At 68.3% G+C, this 19,677-nt stretch carries 14 protein-coding genes, 1 tRNA gene and 1 pseudogene; 12 read left to right on the top strand and 4 right to left on the bottom strand.

The genetic code is table 11. The features are described from left to right. The first annotated feature begins 1,264 nt into the window (after positions 1–1,264). Together ACFYR3_RS38210 and ACFYR3_RS38205 are read left to right on the top strand one after the other, a co-directional pair. Positions 1,265–2,992, top strand: a complete 1,728-nt coding sequence (locus ACFYR3_RS38210; RefSeq protein ID WP_355856188.1) for a long-chain fatty acid--CoA ligase — start codon at positions 1,265–1,267, stop codon at positions 2,990–2,992. Positions 2,993–3,399: 407 nt separating this feature from the next. Beyond that, a complete protein-coding gene (locus ACFYR3_RS38205) occupies positions 3,400–3,813 on the top strand; it encodes a transglycosylase SLT domain-containing protein (RefSeq protein WP_355856191.1) in 414 nt (137 codons plus the stop codon). Positions 3,814–3,955: 142 nt separating this feature from the next. Here ACFYR3_RS38205 and ACFYR3_RS38200 read toward each other — a convergent pair whose 3' ends face one another. Next, entirely contained in the window at positions 3,956–5,752 is a 1,797-nt protein-coding gene (locus ACFYR3_RS38200; RefSeq protein ID WP_389286641.1) for a helix-turn-helix domain-containing protein, read from the bottom strand. A 157-nt stretch (positions 5,753–5,909) separates the two neighbouring features. Here ACFYR3_RS38200 and ACFYR3_RS38195 point away from each other — a divergent pair, with 157 nt between their 5' ends. From ACFYR3_RS38195 to ACFYR3_RS38165, 7 genes and pseudogenes are all read left to right on the top strand, one after another. After that, on the top strand, positions 5,910–7,301 hold the full coding sequence (locus ACFYR3_RS38195; RefSeq protein WP_389286639.1) for an MFS transporter: 1,392 nt from the start codon (positions 5,910–5,912) through the stop codon (positions 7,299–7,301). A gap of 153 nt (positions 7,302–7,454) precedes the next feature. Next, positions 7,455–9,179 (top strand): tannase/feruloyl esterase family alpha/beta hydrolase, encoded by a 1,725-nt coding sequence (locus tag ACFYR3_RS38190; protein ID WP_355856200.1) that lies wholly within the window; start codon positions 7,455–7,457, stop codon positions 9,177–9,179. Positions 9,180–9,393: 214 nt separating this feature from the next. Beyond that, a complete protein-coding gene (locus ACFYR3_RS38185) occupies positions 9,394–9,924 on the top strand; it encodes a hypothetical protein (RefSeq protein ID WP_389286637.1) in 531 nt (176 codons plus the stop codon). Between the two features lie 97 nt (positions 9,925–10,021). Beyond that, positions 10,022–10,156, top strand: coding sequence for a hypothetical protein (locus tag ACFYR3_RS38180; protein WP_389286635.1), 135 nt, complete (start codon positions 10,022–10,024; stop codon positions 10,154–10,156). A gap of 112 nt (positions 10,157–10,268) precedes the next feature. Further along, entirely contained in the window at positions 10,269–11,147 is an 879-nt protein-coding gene (locus tag ACFYR3_RS38175; protein ID WP_356784840.1) for an SDR family oxidoreductase, read from the top strand. Positions 11,148–11,945: 798 nt separating this feature from the next. Continuing rightward, positions 11,946–12,020: transfer RNA gene (locus tag ACFYR3_RS38170), tRNA-Trp, on the top strand. 50 nt (positions 12,021–12,070) lie between these two features. After that, positions 12,071–12,204, top strand: a pseudogene (locus tag ACFYR3_RS38165) (site-specific integrase); the annotation flags it as partial. A gap of 1,833 nt (positions 12,205–14,037) precedes the next feature. On the opposite strand, the gene ACFYR3_RS38160 reads toward ACFYR3_RS38165, so the two are convergent. After that, positions 14,038–14,355, bottom strand: a complete 318-nt coding sequence (locus tag ACFYR3_RS38160; protein WP_389286633.1) for a hypothetical protein — start codon at positions 14,353–14,355, stop codon at positions 14,038–14,040. Positions 14,356–14,552: 197 nt separating this feature from the next. Between ACFYR3_RS38160 and ACFYR3_RS38155 the strand changes: the two genes are divergently transcribed. Together ACFYR3_RS38155 and ACFYR3_RS38150 are read left to right on the top strand one after the other, a co-directional pair. Continuing rightward, a complete protein-coding gene (locus ACFYR3_RS38155; protein ID WP_389286631.1) occupies positions 14,553–15,101 on the top strand; it encodes a hypothetical protein in 549 nt (182 codons plus the stop codon). A 613-nt stretch (positions 15,102–15,714) separates the two neighbouring features. Further along, a complete protein-coding gene (locus ACFYR3_RS38150) occupies positions 15,715–16,227 on the top strand; it encodes a suppressor of fused domain protein (protein WP_355857893.1) in 513 nt (170 codons plus the stop codon). A gap of 416 nt (positions 16,228–16,643) precedes the next feature. On the opposite strand, the gene ACFYR3_RS38145 is transcribed toward ACFYR3_RS38150, so the two are convergent. Beyond that, a complete protein-coding gene (locus tag ACFYR3_RS38145; protein ID WP_389286629.1) occupies positions 16,644–17,441 on the bottom strand; it encodes a maleylpyruvate isomerase family mycothiol-dependent enzyme in 798 nt (265 codons plus the stop codon). Positions 17,442–17,487: 46 nt separating this feature from the next. Then, positions 17,488–18,996 (bottom strand): MFS transporter, encoded by a 1,509-nt coding sequence (locus ACFYR3_RS38140; RefSeq protein WP_355857887.1) that lies wholly within the window; start codon positions 18,994–18,996, stop codon positions 17,488–17,490. Positions 18,997–19,163: 167 nt separating this feature from the next. Between ACFYR3_RS38140 and ACFYR3_RS38135 the strand changes: the two genes are divergently transcribed. Continuing rightward, on the top strand, positions 19,164–19,565 hold the full coding sequence (locus ACFYR3_RS38135; RefSeq protein ID WP_355857902.1) for a MarR family transcriptional regulator: 402 nt from the start codon (positions 19,164–19,166) through the stop codon (positions 19,563–19,565). Positions 19,566–19,677 lie beyond the last annotated feature (112 nt).

Below are 19,677 nucleotides of genomic sequence, written 5' to 3'. Positions count from 1 at the left end.
AGGGATCGGCGAGCCGCAGCGGGCCTTCCGCGGCACCCGGTTCGGCAACGGCTCCCCGCTGTTCGTGCACCCTGGCGTGCCGCTGTGGGTGCCCGAGGCGGGCGGGGCCATCGACCCGGACAACACTGCGTACGGCTTGATCGTGTCGGTGCTCGGCGGCATGTCCAAGGGCGGGCGCAACCGCCTCAAGAACCGGGCGCATGCCGCGAAGTCGGCCCAGGTGCTGATGGAGGGGGCGCGGACAGGAACACTCGGTGTTCGAAGAGCGGGGGGGGGGTGAGCCTGATCGATATCCGTGACGCTCATCAACTCACGGAGCCTGGCTGGAAGGCCCGAAGACAGGACCTCACCCGGGGGTTTGTTCCGCGGGGATCGGTTGCGCGTTTTCCCGAAGCCCCATCACGCGGATGGCAGTCGCCTACGCCTGAGGACCCGGCTCCGCCGGGGTGCCGATCACACTCGACACGGGTGGGTCGTCAGGGCAGATGGAGTGGCCGGCCGAGCCGCGGAGGGCAGCCGGGTTCCCCGCCGTGCCGGTGGACCACCACGGCAACAACTTCGTGGACGGCTGTCTCCCGCAGGGTTTCGCCTTCGAGTGGGAACGGCCGCGGGTGTGGGCGCGGGGAGCTTCAGGCGGATGCCGCGACGGGAAACCGGTCCTCCTGCCCCCTGATCGAGACCGATCTCCGCCTTGACCGTCCCAGCCTCGGACTTGGTGCCCTGCACCAGCACGACGAAGCCGTCGGCGTATCGCACCAGACGGTAGTTCGGCAGCCCTTTGCGCCGTCGGGCCCGCCGAGTTGCTCCAGGGTTCCTCGGTGTTCCAGATCCGCCGGAATGCCGGTCCGGACAGAGAGTGCGGAGTGTGGGAACCGCCGCCGAAATGGTCCGACGAGTGGGAGATTCTCACCTCTCTCCGTTCCGGAATCGCACCTAAGGTGGCGTTCGGCCCGTAGCGGATGCCGGGTCGACGCGACACTCATGAACACGCATCCATCAGCTGTCACTCGAAGGTTTCCCTTTCCCCGAAAGGGGCCGGCGCGACCATGGCCGGCTTTGGTTCTCCGATACGCACACCAGCCAGGTCCTCCGCGTCGGTGCGAGGCACGAACGAGGCGCCGGAGACGGTCATGCGTAGCGACGGCCAAGGCGATCCGAATCGAAATTCCCGGCCCGCGCCGCCCGCCGGCCCGGACCCTTCGCACGCCTCTCGACCTGGGCCCGTCTTCTGGGGCCCGGACCCGACGACCGAAGGAGAAGGCACATGTCTGATCAGTCCGGCGTCCCGACCGTGGGCGGAGCCGCTGGTGGCAAGCGGTCGGACCCTGTACGCGGAGAGGGACTTCCGGGGCGGGGCATGGCCGGGGCCGTCGACGTCATGGACGGGCTGATGCAGCCCCGGCCGCTCACCATCGCCCACATTCTGGAGCGTGCCGAGCGTCTCCACGCGCACAAGCACGTCACAACGGCCGGTGCCGAGCGCCTCACTTACGCTGACGTGGCCGACCAGGTTCGGCGCCTCGCCACCGCGCTGGACCGCCTCGGCGTCCCGGCAGGCGCCCGTGTCGGAACGTTCGCCGGCAACAACCGGCGCCATCTCGCGCTCTGTCTCGCGGTCCCGGCCACCAAGAGGGTGCTGCACACGATCAACATCAGGCTCTCCTCGGAGCACCTCGAATACATCGTCAACCACGCTGAGGACGATGTGGTGTTCGTCGATCGCGGGCTGCTCCCGCGGATCTGGCCCAGCGTCGACCGGCTGCCGCGGGTGCGGAACTGGGTCGTGCTGCCGGACGGGAGTGACGCGGCGATCCCCGCGGACGACCGCATCCTGGACCACGACGAGCTGATCTCCAGTGGTGAACCGTTCGCGGGCTCGTTCGAGGACGCGTTCACGCAGGCGGACGAGAACCTGGCTTCCGGACTGTGCTACACGTCCGGGACGACCGGGCCGCCCAAGGGGGTGCTTTACAGTCACCGGTCGACGGTCCTGCACTGCCTGGGAACACTGGCGGCCGGCCTCATCGGCCTCGGTGAGAGCGATGTCGTGATGCCGATCGTGCCCCTGTTCCACGCCACCGCCTGGGGCCTTCCCTACGGTGCGATGATGGCGGGCGCCTCCTTGGTCCTCCCCGGCAGCTCCGCGGAACCGGCTCACCTGCTGCGGTTGATGGAAACCGAGCGGGTGACGGTTGCCGGAGCGGTTCCCACGGTGTGGACGAGCCTGGTTCCCGAGTTGGGGTCCTACGACCTGAGCGCCACGCGGATCCTGCTCGGAGGCGGCTCCGCCGTTCCCCCGACGCTGTCCGAGGCCTACCGCGCGGCGATCGGTGTACCCATCACCCATTCATGGGGGATGACGGAGGTCAGCCCCGTCGGAGCCATCGGCGGCACGCGGACCCGGCACCGGGCGGCAACCGCGGAGCAGCAGGTCGCGGTGCGGGCCGCCCAGGGCCAGCCCATGCCGCTGGTGAACGTGCGGATCGCCGATGTCGAGACAGGCCGGGAGCTGCCGCGCGACGGACACGCCGTCGGCGAGCTGCAGGTGGCGGGCCCATGGGTGGCGGGTGGCTACTTCCGGGACGAGGGGAGGGACAGCTTCACCGGCGACGGCTGGCTGCGCACCGGCGACCTGGCCACCATCGACGCCGACGGCTACCTGCGGCTGGTGGACCGTATGAAGGACCTGATCAAGTCGGGGGGCGAGTGGATCTCCTCGATCGAGCTCGAGGCCGTCATCGCCTCACACCCCGATGTCGTCGAAGTCGCCGTGATCGCCCGCCCCGACCCGCGATGGGCGGAGCGTCCTGTCGCCTACGTCGTCCTGTGTGACGGCAGTGCCACCACGGCGGAAGAGCTCCTGCGGCACATCACGCCGATGGTCGCCAAGTGGTGGGTTCCCGACGAGTTCGTCTTGATGACCGCACTGCCCAGGACGGGCACCGGCAAGCTCTCGAAGAGCGCCCTGCGGGACTCGACGCGTACCGCCTGAGCCACGATCCGGGGCGCGCTACGCCGGGCCGCCTTCGAGACCGCGGTCACCTGCGACACCCGTACCCCGTGAGCGGCGCCACGCGGAAGGTGACCCAAACGGTGAAGCACCCCACATGACCCACGTCACCTACTAGGAGCGACAGTAGGAACATAAGGGACATGTTGCCGCGCGCGTATCGCCTCTGACCTGGGGTTTGAGATCCGGATCACAGAGAGTGCCGGGCCGCTCGATGCGACCACAACTAGTAAAAGGGGTCATTGCGGACGCTGTTTCGGCCTGTTTGTCTTGGGGACGTCGCCAGGCACCGCACCCCCCGGGGTGTCGGTGCCCACGTATGCCGGACCCGGCACCGCACGGTTCCCGGCAGGCAAGCGGCTCCCTGTCCCCGAAGAATGAGGCTCTCCGTGTCCGTCTCCGTCATTCGCCGCATCGCCAGCCCGAAGAAGGCCCTCACCGCCGCCGCCGTGGCCGCCGCCACCGCGGGCCTGGCTCTGGCCGCAGCCCCGGCCCAGGCCGCCGACGGTGCCTCCTCCTCGCCCCAGGCGATCGCGCACCAGATGATCCCGGACGCCACGCAGTACAACGCCTTCAGCAAGATCGTCGAGCACGAGAGCGGCTGGAACATCAGCGCCACGAACTCTTCTTCCGGCGCGTACGGCCTGGTCCAGGCCCTGCCCGGTTCCAAGATGGCGTCCGCCGGCTCCGACTGGAAGACCAACCCCAAGACGCAGATCAAGTGGGGTCTGGACTACATGAACTCCCGCTACGGCAGCCCGGCCGGCGCTTGGAACTTCTGGCAGGCCAACGGCTGGTACTAAAAGAGGGTCCGTCGGCGCGGAGAAAGATCGTTCCAGCGCCGAAACGGATTCCGGCGCTTGCCGGGGAACCCGGCACCCGCTGCCGGCCGACAGCGCTTCGGCGGCAGCGGACGGGGCAGCCGGACACGGTGGGCGCGGTGCCTCACGGCGAGGCGTTCGTGATCGCCCTGAGCTGGTGCAGCCTGAGTCCGAGCTGCAGTTCCAGGTCGTTCTCGCGGCGCCGGTCGAGGCCGAGGACGGTGTCGGCGCGGTCCAGTCGTTTGAGCAGTGTGTTGACGTGTACGAACAGCGCCCGCGCGGTCGCCGCGACGTTGGAGCGGTTGACGTAGTAGGCGCTGAGGGTGTCCACGAGATCGGTTCCACGCCGCTGGTCGTATGCAAGCAGCGGGCCTATGGAGTCGGAGATGAAACGGTCCAGCTCACAGACCCGTTCGGTGTCGAAGAGTAGGGCGTAGAGCGCGTATCGGCCCGTCGTGGCACCCAGGTCGGTGTGCCCGATGGCTCGCATCACAGCGCCGCAGCGGCTGGCCAGGGAGAAGGCGCGTGACCAGTCATGGTGGACGACCCGTTCCCCGATGACGGCGACGGGGCCGCCCAGCGAGCGACGCAGCCGGCGGTGGACCTCCCCGACGGTGTGGTCGTCGTCGGTGCTCGGCAGGATCACTGTGGCTCTGCCCAGATGTTCGCCGGCAAGTCCGCGGCAGTCCTGTGCGATGTCGTGAAGGTGGCGCGAGAGATCGGTCGACGACAGCGCGGGGGAGTCCGCCACGAGGACCAGATCCAGGCGGTCGGCGTCGATGTTGCGGGCCCGGGTGCGGGCGCGCTGGGCAGAGCTGATCCCTGGGCTGCCGACCATGAGCTCGGTCAGGAGCTCACCGCTCGATCGCTCGCCGGCCTCCGCGACAGCCCGTTCCTTGAGGATGAGCAGCCCCAGGATGTGCGTCGCCCGCTCGAGGGTTCGCAGGTTCGCGTCGTTCGGGACGCCCTGTCCGGCGGTTGCCTCCCGGCTCCACGCCAGCGCGCCGAGGTAGCTGTCGCCCGCCTGGATCGAAGCCAGACTGCGCGCGACTCCGACAGCGTCGACCGAGGTCGTGCAGCGGCCCGAGCGACGGGCCTTCTCGATCGCATCGGCCAGGTCGGCTTCCGATGGAGCAAGGCACGGGCTGGACGCCGAGTCGCTGTGAAAGAGAGCGTCCCCGGCTCGGTCGACGAGTGTGACGCTTCCGCCCAGTTGATCGGCGAGAAGCTGCGTGACATCGCCCGGTGTCCCACCCCCCAGGACAACCCCGGTCAGGGCTTCGTGGATCGCTTGCGCCCGCTCCACGACGGCCATGTGTTCCTCGATCTTCCGGTACGCGATCCGCAGCTCGTGCAGAGCGGTCCGGCTGGCCTCGTAGAGACGGGCATTGTCGAGGGCGACCGCGGCATGATCGGCGAATGCACGCAGGAGCGCGATCTCGTCGGCCTGGAAGGACCATTCGGAGCGGTCCGCGGCGAACAGGGCGCCCACGGCTTCACCTCGGATGACCAGTGGCACGCCGAGCAGCGCGACGAGTCCTTCGGCGGAGACCAGGCGGTCGAAGTCCGGATCGTGGTCTATGAGGGTCGTGGCGGCGTAGTCGCGCACCCAGTGCGGGCTCCGGGAGGCCAGCACCTTGCCGCCGAGCCCCACATCGGCCGGTATGCACGCCGCGAGGAAGGAGGCGGATATCGTCCCCTCCGACGCCCTGACGGACAGTCTGCCGTCCGAGCCGACCAGCGAGAGATACGTGAAGTCCGTGCGGATCAGATCGTGGGCGTGCTGGACGATCGACCGCAGTACGTCATCGAGCTCGCCCAGCGCGGTGAGCGACTTGGCCGTCGTGTACAACGACGCCAGTTCGCGCTGGCGGCGCGCGAGCGAGCGTAACCTCGCCCCTCCGCCGAGGTTGCTGACCACAGCGCCATCCCTCCTCGGCATTCTGCCGGCGCTCCAGGTGGGAAGAAGCCCCACCGAATTGACGCGAGGTGTGGGTGATGCACACCTCAACCCCACAGCAACGGCGCCTTAATGTAACCGCCATCACCTGCCTGCGCTATGGACGAAGGCGGCATCTATGGCAACTCCGCTCGCTCAGCCCGAAGGACAGTCCGGCAGCCGCCTCGGCACCGACCCGTCCGCGACCCGGCGTCGATCCTCCCGCAAGCTCATGGCCGCGGGGCTCGTCGCAAGTTCGCTCGAGTGGTACGACTTCTTCCTCTACGGCACCGCAGCCGCCCTGGTGTTCCCTCATGTGTTCTTTCCGCACGCCTCCGCTCTGACAGGGACCCTCCTGGCCTTCAGCACGTTCTGGGCGGGCTTCGTGGCGCGTCCCATCGGCGGGGTGATCGCCGGACATCTCGGTGACACCTACGGACGCAAACCGGTCGTCGTCACCTGCCTGGCGCTCATGGGCGCCGCGACCTTCCTGATCGGCTGCCTTCCCAGCGCATCGACGGTCGGTGGGCTGGCCCCGACGCTGCTGGTCATACTGCGCTTCGTGCAGGGGCTCGCGGCCGGCGGCCAGTGGGGCGGCATCATGCTCCTGCTCACCGAGTCCGCAGGCCCCAAACGGCGCGGCTTCGCCGGAACCTTCGGCCAGACCAGCGTCCCGGTCGCCGTGATCATCTCGAACCTGATCTTCGTGGCGGCCAGCGGCCTGATGCCGGACGACGCCTTCCTCAGCTGGGGCTGGCGCATCCCCTTCCTGGTCAGCGTCGTGATGTTCGTGGTGGTTCTTTACATCCAGGCCAAGGTGGAGGACACACCGGAGTTCCAGGAACTGCAGCGGAAGGTGTCGAGGTCGGAGAACACTGTGGTCCGGGCTCCGCTGGCACAGGTTGTGCGCGACAAGTGGAGAACCATCCTTCTCGGCTGCGGTCTCCTCTCGGCCACCAACAGCCTTTTCTACGTCAGCATCTCCGGACTCCTCAGCTATGGCACCCACTCGCTCGGCCTCCAGCGAAACCCCCTGCTCGCCGTCGTGCTGACCAGCTCCGTGGCGATGCTCGTGATCCTTCCCTGGTCCGGCCACATGTCGGACAAGGTGGGCCGTCGGCCGCTGATCCTGGTCGGTGGCCTGGGCGTCGCGATCTGGGCCTTCCCGTACTTCCGGCTCGTCGGCACCGCTTCGCTGCCACTGATCTTCGTCGCGGTGACCGTGGGCTTCGTGTTCCAATGCCTGACCTACGGCCCCATCGCGAGCTTCCTCGGCGAACTCTTCCCGCCCGGCGTCCGCTACTCGGGCGCGTCACTGGCCTACCAGCTCTCCGCGATCGCCGTCAGCGGGGGCACGCCGTTCCTCATGACAGCACTCATCGCAAAGACCGGAAGCACCATGCCGGTTGCCGCCTACATCATGGTCATGGGGCTGATCACCACCGCCGGTGCGTGGTTCCTGCCCGAGACGAACCCCGCCGAGGTCCGTGACGATCCGCACGCCGTCCCGGGCACGCATCTCTACCGATGACGCTGTGAAGGAGTTCCGAGTTCCACGAGGACCGAGGCCAGGACGAAGGCGAGGAGCGGTGGGAGCAGCGGAGCTCCCTGCCCACGAGAACCGGGAAGAGAGGCCAGCATGAACAGAACGTCGGCAAGCGCCGCAAGGATTCGCCGGCTCACCATGCCGACGGTCATGGTCCTGCTGGCGGGCGCGCTCCGTGTTCTGGGAGCCGGACCCGCGGCCGCGGCCACCTCGTCCGAGGCCGGACACGCGACGACCGTGCCGCAGTGCGCCGAACTGGGCCGGATGCGGATCCCGGCATCGGCCATGAGCCTGCCGACAACCGGCGGCCGCGTCGAGTCGGTCTCGGTCCTGACCAGCCTCGTCAGCGGCGTGACGATCACGTACTGCCAGGTCGACGCCGACATCTTTCCCGTCGATCCGTCAGCGCCCCATGTCAAGATGCGCGTCGACCTGCCGTACGACTGGAATCGCAAGGCCATGATGTTCGGTGGCGGCGGCTACGACGGCACGATTCCCGATCTGGCGGAGAACGTGCCGTTCGGCCCCACGGACCAGCCGGTACCTCTGGCCCGGCGCTACGCGACCTTCGCCAGTGACTCGGGCCACCAGCAGAACCCGGCAGCCCCGCCGTCACTGGACGGGTCGTTCGGCGTCAACGACGAGGCCCTGAACAACTTCGCCGCCGGTGACGCACTCAAGAAGACGCGCGACGCGAGCCTGTTCCTCATCCGGCACGCCTACGGGACGAAGCCTGCCGAGGTCTACTTCTCGGGAGGCTCGACAGGCGGTCGCGAAGGGCTGGTCGTCGCGCAACGCTGGCCGGAGGCGTTCGACGGCGTGGTCTCCGCCTTTCCCGCCTGGAACAATCTCAGCGAGGGCCTGGAACTCGGGTACCTGGCGCAGGTCCTGTCCCGCCCGGGTGCCTTTCCCGGACCGGCGAAGCAGACGCTCCTCCACGACAGCGTCATCAACGCGTGTGACGGTCTGGACGGAATCGAGGACGGCGTCGTCTCCAACCCGTCCGGCTGTCACTTCGATCCTCACAGGCTGCGCTGCACCGGAGGTGCCGACACCGGTCCGGACTGTCTGTCGGATCCTCAGATCAGTGCCGTCCTCGCCATGGCCACCCCGTTCAGGTGGCCGTACCGGATCGCCAGCGGTGAGACCGGATACCCAGGCTTCCCGTTTCTCTCGGGGGCGGACATGAGGACCCCGTTCCTCGGATTCGGCACCACCGCGCCGGCCGATCCGATGCCGGTGACCAGTGGCTACGGGCTGCAGTACTGGGAGCAGTGGGTCAAGTACTTCCTGACCCGGGACCCTCACCACAACTCCCTCGACGTGGATCCCCGGCATCCCGGTAAGTGGCTCGACCGGATCAGCTACTTGTCCACCGTCGAGGACCGCAACAACGCGGATCTCCGTCCGTTCGCCCGCTCCGGCGGCAAGCTGCTCATGCTCCATGGCGCTGCGGACGAGCTGGTCTCCTCCAGGTCGACGAGCGACTACTACGGGCGGGTACGCGACACGCTGGGACCTCAGTCGACCCGCGCGTTCATGCGGTACTACGTCGTTCCCGGGGCGAACCACGCGAACTTCGGCACGCCTTCGTTCGCGGCCAGTTGGGACTCGCTCTCCGCGCTCGAACGCTGGGCCGAAGAGGGACAGGCACCCGCGCGCCCGATCGTGGCCGACGCGCTCCACAACCGCACCCGCCCATTGTGCGAGTATCCGGACTGGCCCGGGTATCGCGACGGTGATCCGGACAGTGCCTCCAGCTTCTCCTGCACACACCTGACGGATCCCGCGACAGGCGGGCCGGGCCGCCACGATGGGGCCCGCTCCGCCCGGTCGGGCAATTCGTTCCGCAATCGGCCATGAACGTCCGCCGGCCGACCCGGCACCGGCAATGACACCGGCGCCCGCGCTCCCGGCCTGCCGCAAGCGGATGACCGGGTCGATCCGCTCCCGGCCTGCCGCAAGCGGATGTCGACCCGGATGAGCCGGCGGACCGTCTGCAGCGAGACGACCGAGATCGTGGAAGGAGATCATCGGCCACTCCCTGCTCGCCGGATCCGGTGTGTACGGTGCCCACATGTCCGCCGTCCTTCAGCAACTCCCCGCGCTCGTGGGCGTCGTGATCGGCGCCCTGGGTTCGTATCTGGCCCTCGTCCGCAGCGACCGCGAACGCTACAAACGGGATCGGGCGGACCGCTGGGAAGAACGGCGCCTCGCCGTGTACTCCGAGTACGCGCGGTCGCTGAAGAAGTCGGTGACCCTCACCTACCGTGTCGCCGCGCACATAGGCAACGACCCGCACCCGCATCCCTTGCCCCTGGCCGAGGCAGAACCATTCCTGGCCCGGGCCACCGACGACCGCGATCCTGCCGGAGAGGCCCTGATCATGCTGGGCAGCCGCGAAGTGGTGGACCGAGCCCGGGCATGGGTGACCGTGGTGATGGAGATGGAACGCTTCCAGCGCGCGGGCACTCGCGATCCACAGGCATGGCAAGCGCTCCTGGAACGCCAACGCACCGGCCGCGAAGGCTACTACGCGGCCGTGCGCGAGGACCTCCGACTACCCCCAGGACACCCCGGACGGTGGCTGACATCGCCGGATGCGTGACGCCCGGACAATCTGCCATCGCGCCCGCGTCCGGCTCGCGGCCGCCGTGATCGCCTCCCCGGGTCTGCGCAGCGCGCCTGCCACCTCATGGACATGCGTGACCAGCAAGACCGTCTCGTTCGGAGTCGTCGGGTACGACGTCGACCTGACGGCACGTATTTGTACGCAACCACGCCCCCGATGGCGCACCGTCGAGTCGCAGGTCGCATCGCACGCGGCAGCCGGGCTGTAGCGTCTGGTACCAGATCGCCCCACCCGTCACGGACCGGGCGACGCCCACCCACCACGGCCACCACGGCCATCGAGGCGGATTCGGCGCCCGCGCCCGCTCGAGGAGGAGAACGTTGGCTTCTACTGATGCCACCGATGCCACCTACGCGATCACCGGGACCTCCGGCCGGCTGGGCGGCCGTATCGCCCGCAGGCTGGCCGCCACCGGCATCACGCAGACCCTCCTGGCCCGTACCCCGTCACGCGCTCCACGGCTGCCCGGTGCGATCGCGGTACCTGGCGCCTACGACGATCACGAAGCCCTCGTACGCGGCCTGCGCGCCACCGACCGCGTCCTGATGGTCTCGGCCGCGGAGTCCCCCAACCGGCTCCGGGACCACCGCACCTTCGTCGACGCCGCATCTCAGGCCGGTGTCGCGCATCTGGTCTACATCTCCTTCTACGGGGCAGCGCCCGATGCGACCTTCACCCTGGCCCGGGACCACTGGCACACGGAACAGCACATCCGCGCCGCCGGAATCCCCTTCACCTTCCTGCGCGACAACCTCTATGCCGACTTCATGCCCGCCCTCGTAGGTGCCGACGGCGCCATCCGAGGGCCGGCCGGTGACGGCAGAGCGGCCCTCGTCGCCCAGGACGACATCGCCGACGCCGCGGTGGCGGTACTGCGGGACCCGCATCCGCACACCGGCCGCGCCTACGAGCTGACGGGACCGGAAGCACTCACCCTCACCGACGTGGCCCGGGCCCTCACCGCAGTCAGCGGCCGACCGGTCTCCTACGCTTCCGAGACGACCGCGGAGGCGTACGCTTCCCGCGCGGCCTACGGGGCGCCCGACTGGCAGCTCGACGCGTGGGTGTCCACCTATCTGGCGATCGCCGACGGATCCCTGGCCGCCGTGTCAAGCGCCATCGAGGACCTCACCGGGCACCGGGCAACATCGCTGGTCCAGGTCCTGCGAGCAGCGGCCGACGGCCCAACTTCGCCTTGACGACCGAATTTCAGCGCGGGATCACCGCGGACGATGCCACCCCCAACCACCAAATCACCGAACTGGAACAGCAGGTCCTCGGGAGGACAGTGCCCGACCGGCCCTCCAAATGGCGGGCGGGACCGGCGGAGGTAGCTGCGAATGGGGAGCCGAGGCGGGGGAGTCGCCGGTCCTTCACGCGGCAAGGCAGTGGCAGCCCTGGCGGTGTTCGTGGCGGCCCTGTTGGCATGTGCGGGCGCTACCCTCCTGGTCGGCGTGCCGAACCTGGGCTATACGGCGTGGCGGGCCGGGACCCCTGGCTTGTTCGTCGTACGCACCTGTGCCTGGGTCGGACCCACAAAGGAGCGGCACATGGCGAGTCAGTACGACGCCGAAGTGGCTTGCGCTGAGTCGGACCGCAGTTGGCAGGTGCACCTGTAGTCCAGCACGGCGCCCCGCCCAACTGTCGACGCTCACCGGTCCTCCGCGTCCTTGGCCAAGGGGGAACTCCCAGGTGGCCCAGGTGCTGCCGCGGCGGGGCTTCGATCGTACTGATCGCACTGCCCAGCGACGTCGGCATCTTCGCGAGCAGTTGGTTGCCTGCGTCGGGGCTGCGTGGGCAGGCCGCGCCCCGCACACAATCTTCCACACCCACCGCAGGTGAACGGCCTCTGACCAGGTGAATCGGTCTGGGGTCGTTCGCGTGTGCGCTGTCCGTCATGTGCCGTCGTTCCCCGTCAGTTCCCGGCCGAACGGGCACGGAAAGGGCACGGGTACCACCTCGGCAGCAGCGGGCGACCTTAGGATGGCGGACGGGGCGGAGCTGTAGCGCAGAGGTCGTCGCGCGCGGTCTCCAAAATCGCGAGGACGCCGGTTCGAATCCGGCCGGTTCTGCCTTCTCGCCGTATGCGCCGTATGCGGCGTGTCCGCCGTGTTCCGGCTGGGGCTGGGATCGGCTCGCCGCCGACGATGAATGGGAAGTCACGGGCTCGTCTTCTCCTATCCCGTCGGCAAGCCGTTCGACGGGATCAACGCAGACGAGTGGAGGCGCCGGGAGCTCCGGCACAGCTGCGTGTCCGCAGGTGTGCGCTCGTCCGCTGCCGTACGTCGGCGTTGTCACGCAGTTAGACACTCACCGCTCAACGGCCGATCCCGGCAGGTCCGTTGTCAGTGCCTGCGTCTAGGGTCCCAAGCGCGCGGTCGGCTTCCGGGGGTTCCAGCTCTGAAGGGATGGTTTCATCCCCGGCCTGTCTGGGGGCGGCCCGGAGACTTGTCCGGGACCTAACCGACGGTCGGGCTTCGTCGATGGCCACGAGGTGACCTGCCAGCGCCGGCCGCGCACCACTTCTGGCGTGAGCGTCGGTCGGCGCACGCCTTCCAACTGTGGTGGTGGGGCCTGGGGCTTCGAGCCGGGCCGTTCACCTGCGTTCATGGGCGTTCGGCCGTGCGAGCGGCCACCGGCTTCGGTCTCGTCTGAACGACCGTGAACGGTGCTGAATGAGACGGAAACTGAGACGGGCGGCGGAGCCGGGGTCGCTAGCATCGTCGCTGTTGAAGGGGGAGTCATGGCTCTGGTCCGCAGGGGATCACGACGAATCGTTGTCGACGGCACGGCTTACCGCTGGCGGCTGCGGGGCAGGCCGACGTAACTTCCAGGGGCTGGCCTGGTCGCCGTGCACGTTCGCGGTCGAGCATGCGGACACCCCGGGGACGACGCTTGTGATCACCAGCGACCAGCCACATCCGAGCAACTGGATCAGCCGCGAGGCTGAGCCTGTACTGCCGTCGCATTAGGAGTTCGATCCGCGCCCGGCGTGGTGGGGACTCGCCTCGCGCACTGGCGCTGTACATGGCCGCCGGTTGTCGCCGCCGTTCGTGCTCGTTGATGTCAACGTTGGATGTGAGCGGAACAGCCCCGGGACCGGGCAGACAGGTCGATGGTCGAATATCCGCTGTTCCCCTCACCGCTCGACGCGTCCGCCGACCGCGCACCGGCGCGCGGCTCCGCCTGCCGTGCATGGAGACGGCCCGCCCAGGGGTTCGGTCCCGAACTGAACAGGGGTGGCGTCACCACGTAACCCCGACCGGAAGTGGAGAGGGTGAGCAGCCGCGGCCATCGAGACTGCGTGAGGACTTGCTTCTTCCTTCCCTAGGTCTGGCGGGCCGGTCTTCCGCCCCTGGTCAGCAGGATGTACACCCCGACCGACCTGCGGCTGAGCGGTTGTCGACGGTCCTCGTCGGTCGTCGTCGGAGGTCCCAGAGAGGTCCCGGCTCGGGGCTCGCTTCGCGCCCCTCCACGAGTGGGGAACGCAAGACGAAGAGCAAGAAGGAGTGATCTACGGCCGCGCGGCCCTTGACCGCCGGCACCCCCGTACGTGCTCTGATCGGCCTCGACCAGCCTTCCACGGACGGACGCCCGCGATGGTGCTCGACGCGCTGCGCCCGCGGGCCACGCCGTGGCCGCACCTCGGAATCCGCCCTGAAGCCTGGTACAACCCTGGGCCCGCCGGACTTGTCCTCACAGGTAAAGGCCATGCACCCGGGCTCGTCGGCACGTTCGCGGCGCCTGCCCCGCTCTGCCCGGGCCACGGTCGATGTGACAACCGGACCGCCCGGGGCCTGTCGTCCGGCTCGTCGCGGCCTCGGCACCCGGTACAACCATGAGTCCGCCTGACGGGTCCTCTCACCTGCAGGTGACGCACGGGGTTCGCCGACGTGTTGCGGTGCCCGAGCCGCTGGGGTGCCTTGGTTCGTTCGGACGGGCCGGAGGGGGAAACATGATCAGGTGGGTCGGGTTCGGCCGGGTGTTCGCGGTGACGGCTGTCGTGTTGGGCGGGGTGCTGTTCCCGGGCGTACCGGTGGCGTCCGGCCCGCCTTCGACGGACGTGCGGCCGCTGTCCGCGGGGAGCGGTCACCTGCTCCGGGGGGAGGACACGGGACACGAGGAGTTGCTGACGATCGACCGTTTTGAACGGGAAGGCGGAGACCTCTTGCGCGAGGGGTCGACGTTCGAGGTGCGTGCCGGGTTCGAGCACAAGGGCGAACGGGTGCTGCGGAAGAGGGCGTTCTCCATCACGGTGTCCGAGCGGCTCTCGTTCGCCACGGAGTACAGCAACTGCGAGTACGGCGAGGATGTGCCGACTTCCCCGGTGAACCGGTCGTACCGTACGGCGGTGTGCTGGATCGACATGCGGATCGAGCCGGGCGAGGCCGTCGACCTCGCGCCCATCCCCCTGAAGGTGGACCGCTGGGCGAACGCCGAAAAGGTGTCCGTGGCGGATGCGGGACTGGGAAGGCACTGGGCGGCGTCGGGTGTCGTGTGGCGGGACCGGCACTGGGGCCGGGGCGGGAAGCTGACCCTCGCGAAGCGGACCGGGGACGTTCCTCCCGCCGCCCGTGTGAACGCCAGTATCGATAGGGTTGAACGTGCGCGTCGACAGCTCGTGGGACATCGAGGTGACGGGAGCCGCGCTCAAGGGCAAGAAGGGCGAGACGGTCACGGCGCACCTGGCCATGGACTTCCACGGTGCCGACGTCCAGGCCCAGCGCGACCCCGAGAACAGCATTCCGTTCGCCCGGATCCGTGTGCAGTTCCCCCGGGGCGTGACCGTGCTGAAGAGTCCGAAGCAGTGTGGGAACAGGGTGACGAAGAGGCCGTACTACCAGTGTGAGTACAACCTGTACACGAACAGCTACGACGTTCCGATGCTCCGGGACGGATACCAAGAGGCCTTCCCCTTCAGGCTGCGGATCGACGACACGTCCGAGCTCACCGGTGGCTCGATCCGTCTCGACGCCCCGGCGGAAGTGCTGCAGGAGGACGCAGACCACGCGAACAGCACCGCACGCATCACCGTAGAGGCCGTCGGCGGACCGGACCGGACGGCCTGGGCCGTCGCCGCAGGCGCTGGAGCACTTGCGGTGACCGGACTCCTCGCCGCCGCCCTCCTCCGCGCCCGTCGGCGCGCGGACTGACGGGCGCCCGGACGGGCCCGCGAGCGGAGGCGGCCCGGTACGGCCCCTTTCCCGTACGCACCGAGAACCGCGTCCGCGGACCTACGTGAACGCGTGGTGCGCGCGTTCGCTCTTTCCGATGCTCTGGAGTTCCTCAACTCACCTACACCGACGGGCACCCGCGCAAGTGTCCTACACGCCGCCTCTGAGCAGGGGCGCCGCTGTTGCTGCCTGTCGACGTCTGTCGACGTCGGCCACCCCCGGAGGGCCCAGAGACGGCCCCAGGGGCAACCTCGGGGCCATCGATTTCCCGTTGCTGCCACCTCGATGCGAACTATGGGCGCGACGGTCACTGAGGTCTGCCGGGCACGTCAGGCGGTCGCTCAGGGCCGGTGGTGGTCGGGTCTGGTCGCGATGGTGGCTGTACTTCGATGCTGTACAGCCACCTACCCTGCTGGCCGACCACCACTTTAGGAGCGAGGTTGGGTGACCCAGTGGCTGACCTGCGGTAGGAGCCATCCGACGGACTTGGGGTGCATGACCGCCAACGTCTGCGGTTCCCCGTGGCTCCCCGGCTCGTTCTGGCACGGTTGTGGCACGGCCGTGGGGGAGATCAGGACGAGGGCTTAACGGTATGGCCAAGGGCGACCAACCCGAGCCTGACCTGTCACCCGAACCTGCATCAGACCCGATCGTGTACGACGACGTGCCGGACGGGCTTCTCACGACGCTCACCTACGGCTTGTCGCTGGCCGAGCATCCGGACTGGCAGCACGGCTCGCCGGAACTCTGTCTCAGCGTGAACTCGACCAACGTGATCTGGGCCCACGCGGTGGGCTTCCTCGCCGAGCAGCTTCGTGGCACCTTCCCCTTCAGTTACGGCAGCACCATCAACTTCGGCGAGCGAATCGTGCCCGAGTCGGAGATGACGGCATTCTGCGTGTTCGCGCCGATGGTCCTCGACAGAGAGGACTACCTGGGCATCGACGTTGGCGTTCCAGGACACGAGGGTCACGACGTGATCAATATTCAAGGGATGTACCCGATCCACGAGGTGGAGCGGCAGTTCATCAACGAGCGCGGCCTTGAAGCCTTCTGGAAGAGCGATTGGGAGCCCACTGACGTGCTGCGTTGCCCCGCAATCTGATCTGGGCAGGGCAGCAACCTTGATCTGGATGGCTCTTTGACGGGCGACTGCATGGTCGGGACGGTGGGGTTCTCTTCCGGCGGGTACACCGGCGCGGTCCTGGCGGGTGCCCGGATCGACAGCGGGGCGTTGCGGGCCGTATGGGACGGGCAGACCCCGGCGCCGGAAACGCCGGAGTTTCCGGGCCTGTTGGATGCCCTTGTCGAGTCCGTTCCCGGTGAACGGCTGGCGCAGGTTCCCACGGAACTGGGGCCAGGATTGCTCGGACGACGGGGTACGCGCCGTGCTCCTCATCGGTCCGGCGATCGGCGAGATGATCACTGAGGAGAGCCTGAGGGCGGTCGAAGTGCACTCAGGCCCTCCTCAACTACGGCCTATCTGCGCGACCCTCTTCAGTCAGGACGAAGAGCGGCCTTTCAGAATGCGGAGTTGGCGAACCAGTGGGCCAGCAGTTGCTCGTCGCCTTCGTGAGTGAAGGCCTCAGAGGCGTGGGGCAGGCGGCCGTAGACGAGCAGGAGCAGGTCGGCCGCAGTTCCCCGGACAGTCGCGTCGGCGGTGTCCGCGGTGGGGCGGGTCGTGTCGAGTCCGAAGCCGTCGGGCCGCAGACGGACGAGCCAAGCTTCGGCGCCGTCGATCGTGTGGAAGCCGATGGTCTTGTCGGCGCCGCACAGGTTGGCCACCTTGGGGGCGAAAGAGGTGGCGAGGGGTAGGTTGACGAGGAACTCGTCGATCCCGTCGACCGCGACCGCTCGGTCGATCGCAGGTTCGAGGCCGAGTGCGAGTTCGGCGTCGGCACGGTGCAGCAGGGTCTCGAAGAGCATCCGGCGTGCCCAGAAGCGCGCGTGCTGGTCGGCGCCCCATGCCCACATCGGCAGGTCCGGGTCGGTGGCTGCGAAGGTGTCCGCCGCGATGGTCGCACTCTCGTCCAGCCAATCGGCGTAACCGTCTTCTTGGTCCGGGAGCCGCAGGTCCACTTCACGTGTGCGCGGAGGTTCCTGGATGCGCGCACGCAGGAGTGCGGAGAACCAGCGCTGGACGCTGCCGGTGTGCTTGACCAGGTCGGCCAGCGTCCAGCCGGGGCAGGTGGGCACTGGTGTGGCCAGGTCGGCGTGCTTGACCGCAGCGACGAACCGTGCGGTCTCCGCCGCGACCGCCGTGGGGTGGTTGACGGGGGCGTGGAAGCGGCCAAGGCCGGGGTGGTCCGAGGTCGTCATGGATGAGCTGCCTTTCGAAGACGGTACGGGATGCTGATGTCGGTGATCAGACGAGCTCGGCCTCTGCTTCCGCTTCGCCGAGCGGCGTCGTCCCGGAGCTCGTGACCTTCCTCGGCGCTGTCGTGCGAGGCGCGTGTGCCGCCTGGAGTCCGAACAGGGCAACGACCACCACCAGTAGAAACGCCACTCCTGCGATCACGAAGCTCAACGTGAACTGACCCTCTTGCGGCAGTGCCGGCATCCCCTGCGGCAGCGGAATGGTTTTGGACGCCAGCAGAGAGGTGATCACCGCGCTCGCGATGGCGCTGCCGACCGAGCGGGAGATGGAGTTGATGCCGTTGGCGATGCCGGTCTGGTGGGCCGGAACGCCGGCAACGATGAGCGCGGGCATGGAGGCGTAACCGAAACTGATCGCCAGACCGATGGCCATGCCCGCGCCGATCACCGAGGCAGGCGTGTCGTGCGCGGCACTCAGCCAGGTGAAGCCGAGCACACCGAAGCAGGCACCGGCGGCCAGCGTGCCACGCGCGCCGAGCCGGCGCACCAGAACACCGCCGAGCTGGGCGCCCACGAGGGAGACGAGGGTGGTCGGCAGCAGGTACACGACCGAAGCTCGGAGCACGGAGGCGCCGAAGCCGTAACCGGCAATGTCCTCGGGCATCTGGACGAGGTAGGAGACGCCGATGAACTGGGCGAACATCGCGAAGCCCAGGAGCAGGCCGGCCAGGTTGGTGAAGAGAACGGGAGGGTGGGCGAACATCTTCATGTCCACCATCGGTTCCTTGACCCGGCGCTCGATCATGACCCACGCGACGGCCATCACGACCGCTCCGGCGAAGGCGCCGAGCGTACGACCGGACGTCCATCCCCATGCGTGCCCCTGCGAGATGGGCACCAGAAGCAGCACCAGCAGCACTGCCAGATTGACCGCGCCCAGCCAGTCCGTCCGCCCTCCGGTCTTCGTGCGGGAGGCGGGGACCGCGAACAGCACACCTGCCAACGCCACCACCGCGAGCACCACGGCGAGCCAGAAGACCCGGTGGTAGTCGGGGTCAAGGCCCCGGGTCAGCAGCCCTGCACCGACCAGCGCGAGCCCGCTGCCGAACGCGAGTGTGCCACTGACCAGGGCCATCGCGCCGTGCAGCTTCTCCGGCCTGATCTCCTCGCGCAGGACGGAGAGGGCAAGTGGAAAGATCGCGGTTGCCGCTCCCTGCATCACCCTGCCGACGATCAGCCAGGTCAGCGAGGTCGTGGTGGCGGCGAGCACCGAGCCCGCGATCATCACGAGCAGTACGCCCACGAGGGTCGGCTTCTTGCCGTGCTGGTCGCCGAATCGCCCGAGCAGCGGGGTGAAGACGGCGGCCGACAGGAGTGTTGCCGTGGTCACCCAGCTGACGTTGGCCGTCGTGGTGTTGAGGTCGTTCTCGATGATCCCCAGGATCGGGACGACCAGGGTCTGCATCATCGAGACGACCATGGCGGCAAGCCCGAGCGCCAGGACGACCGCGGTGTCGCCTGCGGGTCGTCGGGTGACCGTGTGCTGTTGGTGGGACACGGAGAGTCTTTCATGTCTTGAGGGCCGACGGAACTACTTGAGAACGTCGATGCTTGATGACTTCAAGCAATGAGGGGACCGTAGCCATCAATATTTGAGATCGTCAAGTTTCCTGGCGTAGGGTGACGAGTGTGACCGGTACTCCCCGCAGCGACACGGCCCAGCTCATGGAACTGCTTTCGGTTTCCCTGGCTGTCTACTACGGCGATTTCACGGTCGCCGCCGCGAGCGAGAACCTCACCGCCAGCCAGGGCAAGACACTCAACGTGCTGCGCCGCGGGCCCGCCTCCATGAGCGCGCTGGCCACCACGCTGACCTGCGACGCCTCCAACATGACCGGGATCATCGACCGGCTGGAGAAGCGCGACCTGGTACGCCGCGAGCCGAGACCGTCCGACCGCCGTGTCAAGGACGTCGTCCTGACCGCGGAGGGAGAGCGGGTCATCGACGTGATCCGCGGGAAGATGCACACCACGCAAGCGGGCCTGAACAGGCTCGACGAGCAGGAGCGGGACACTCTGTACGTCCTGCTGGAGCGTGCCTTCACCTCCCAGGACGCTGCCGCCTGAACCCGTCCCTGCGTCTGCGGAGACAACTCCTCTCGAGCATTCGTGAGCGCCCACGGCTCGCGCCCGCAGAAGTGCCGGGCCCGCTGGAGCGGCCGACCGAGGTGCCCGACCC

This window comes from Streptomyces sp. NPDC005784 (assembly GCF_042871525.1).
Taxonomy (GTDB): Bacteria; Actinomycetota; Actinomycetes; order Streptomycetales; family Streptomycetaceae; genus Streptomyces.
The sequence above is the reverse complement of the archived record's forward strand: the minus strand, read 5'-3'. Positions and strand labels throughout refer to the sequence as shown.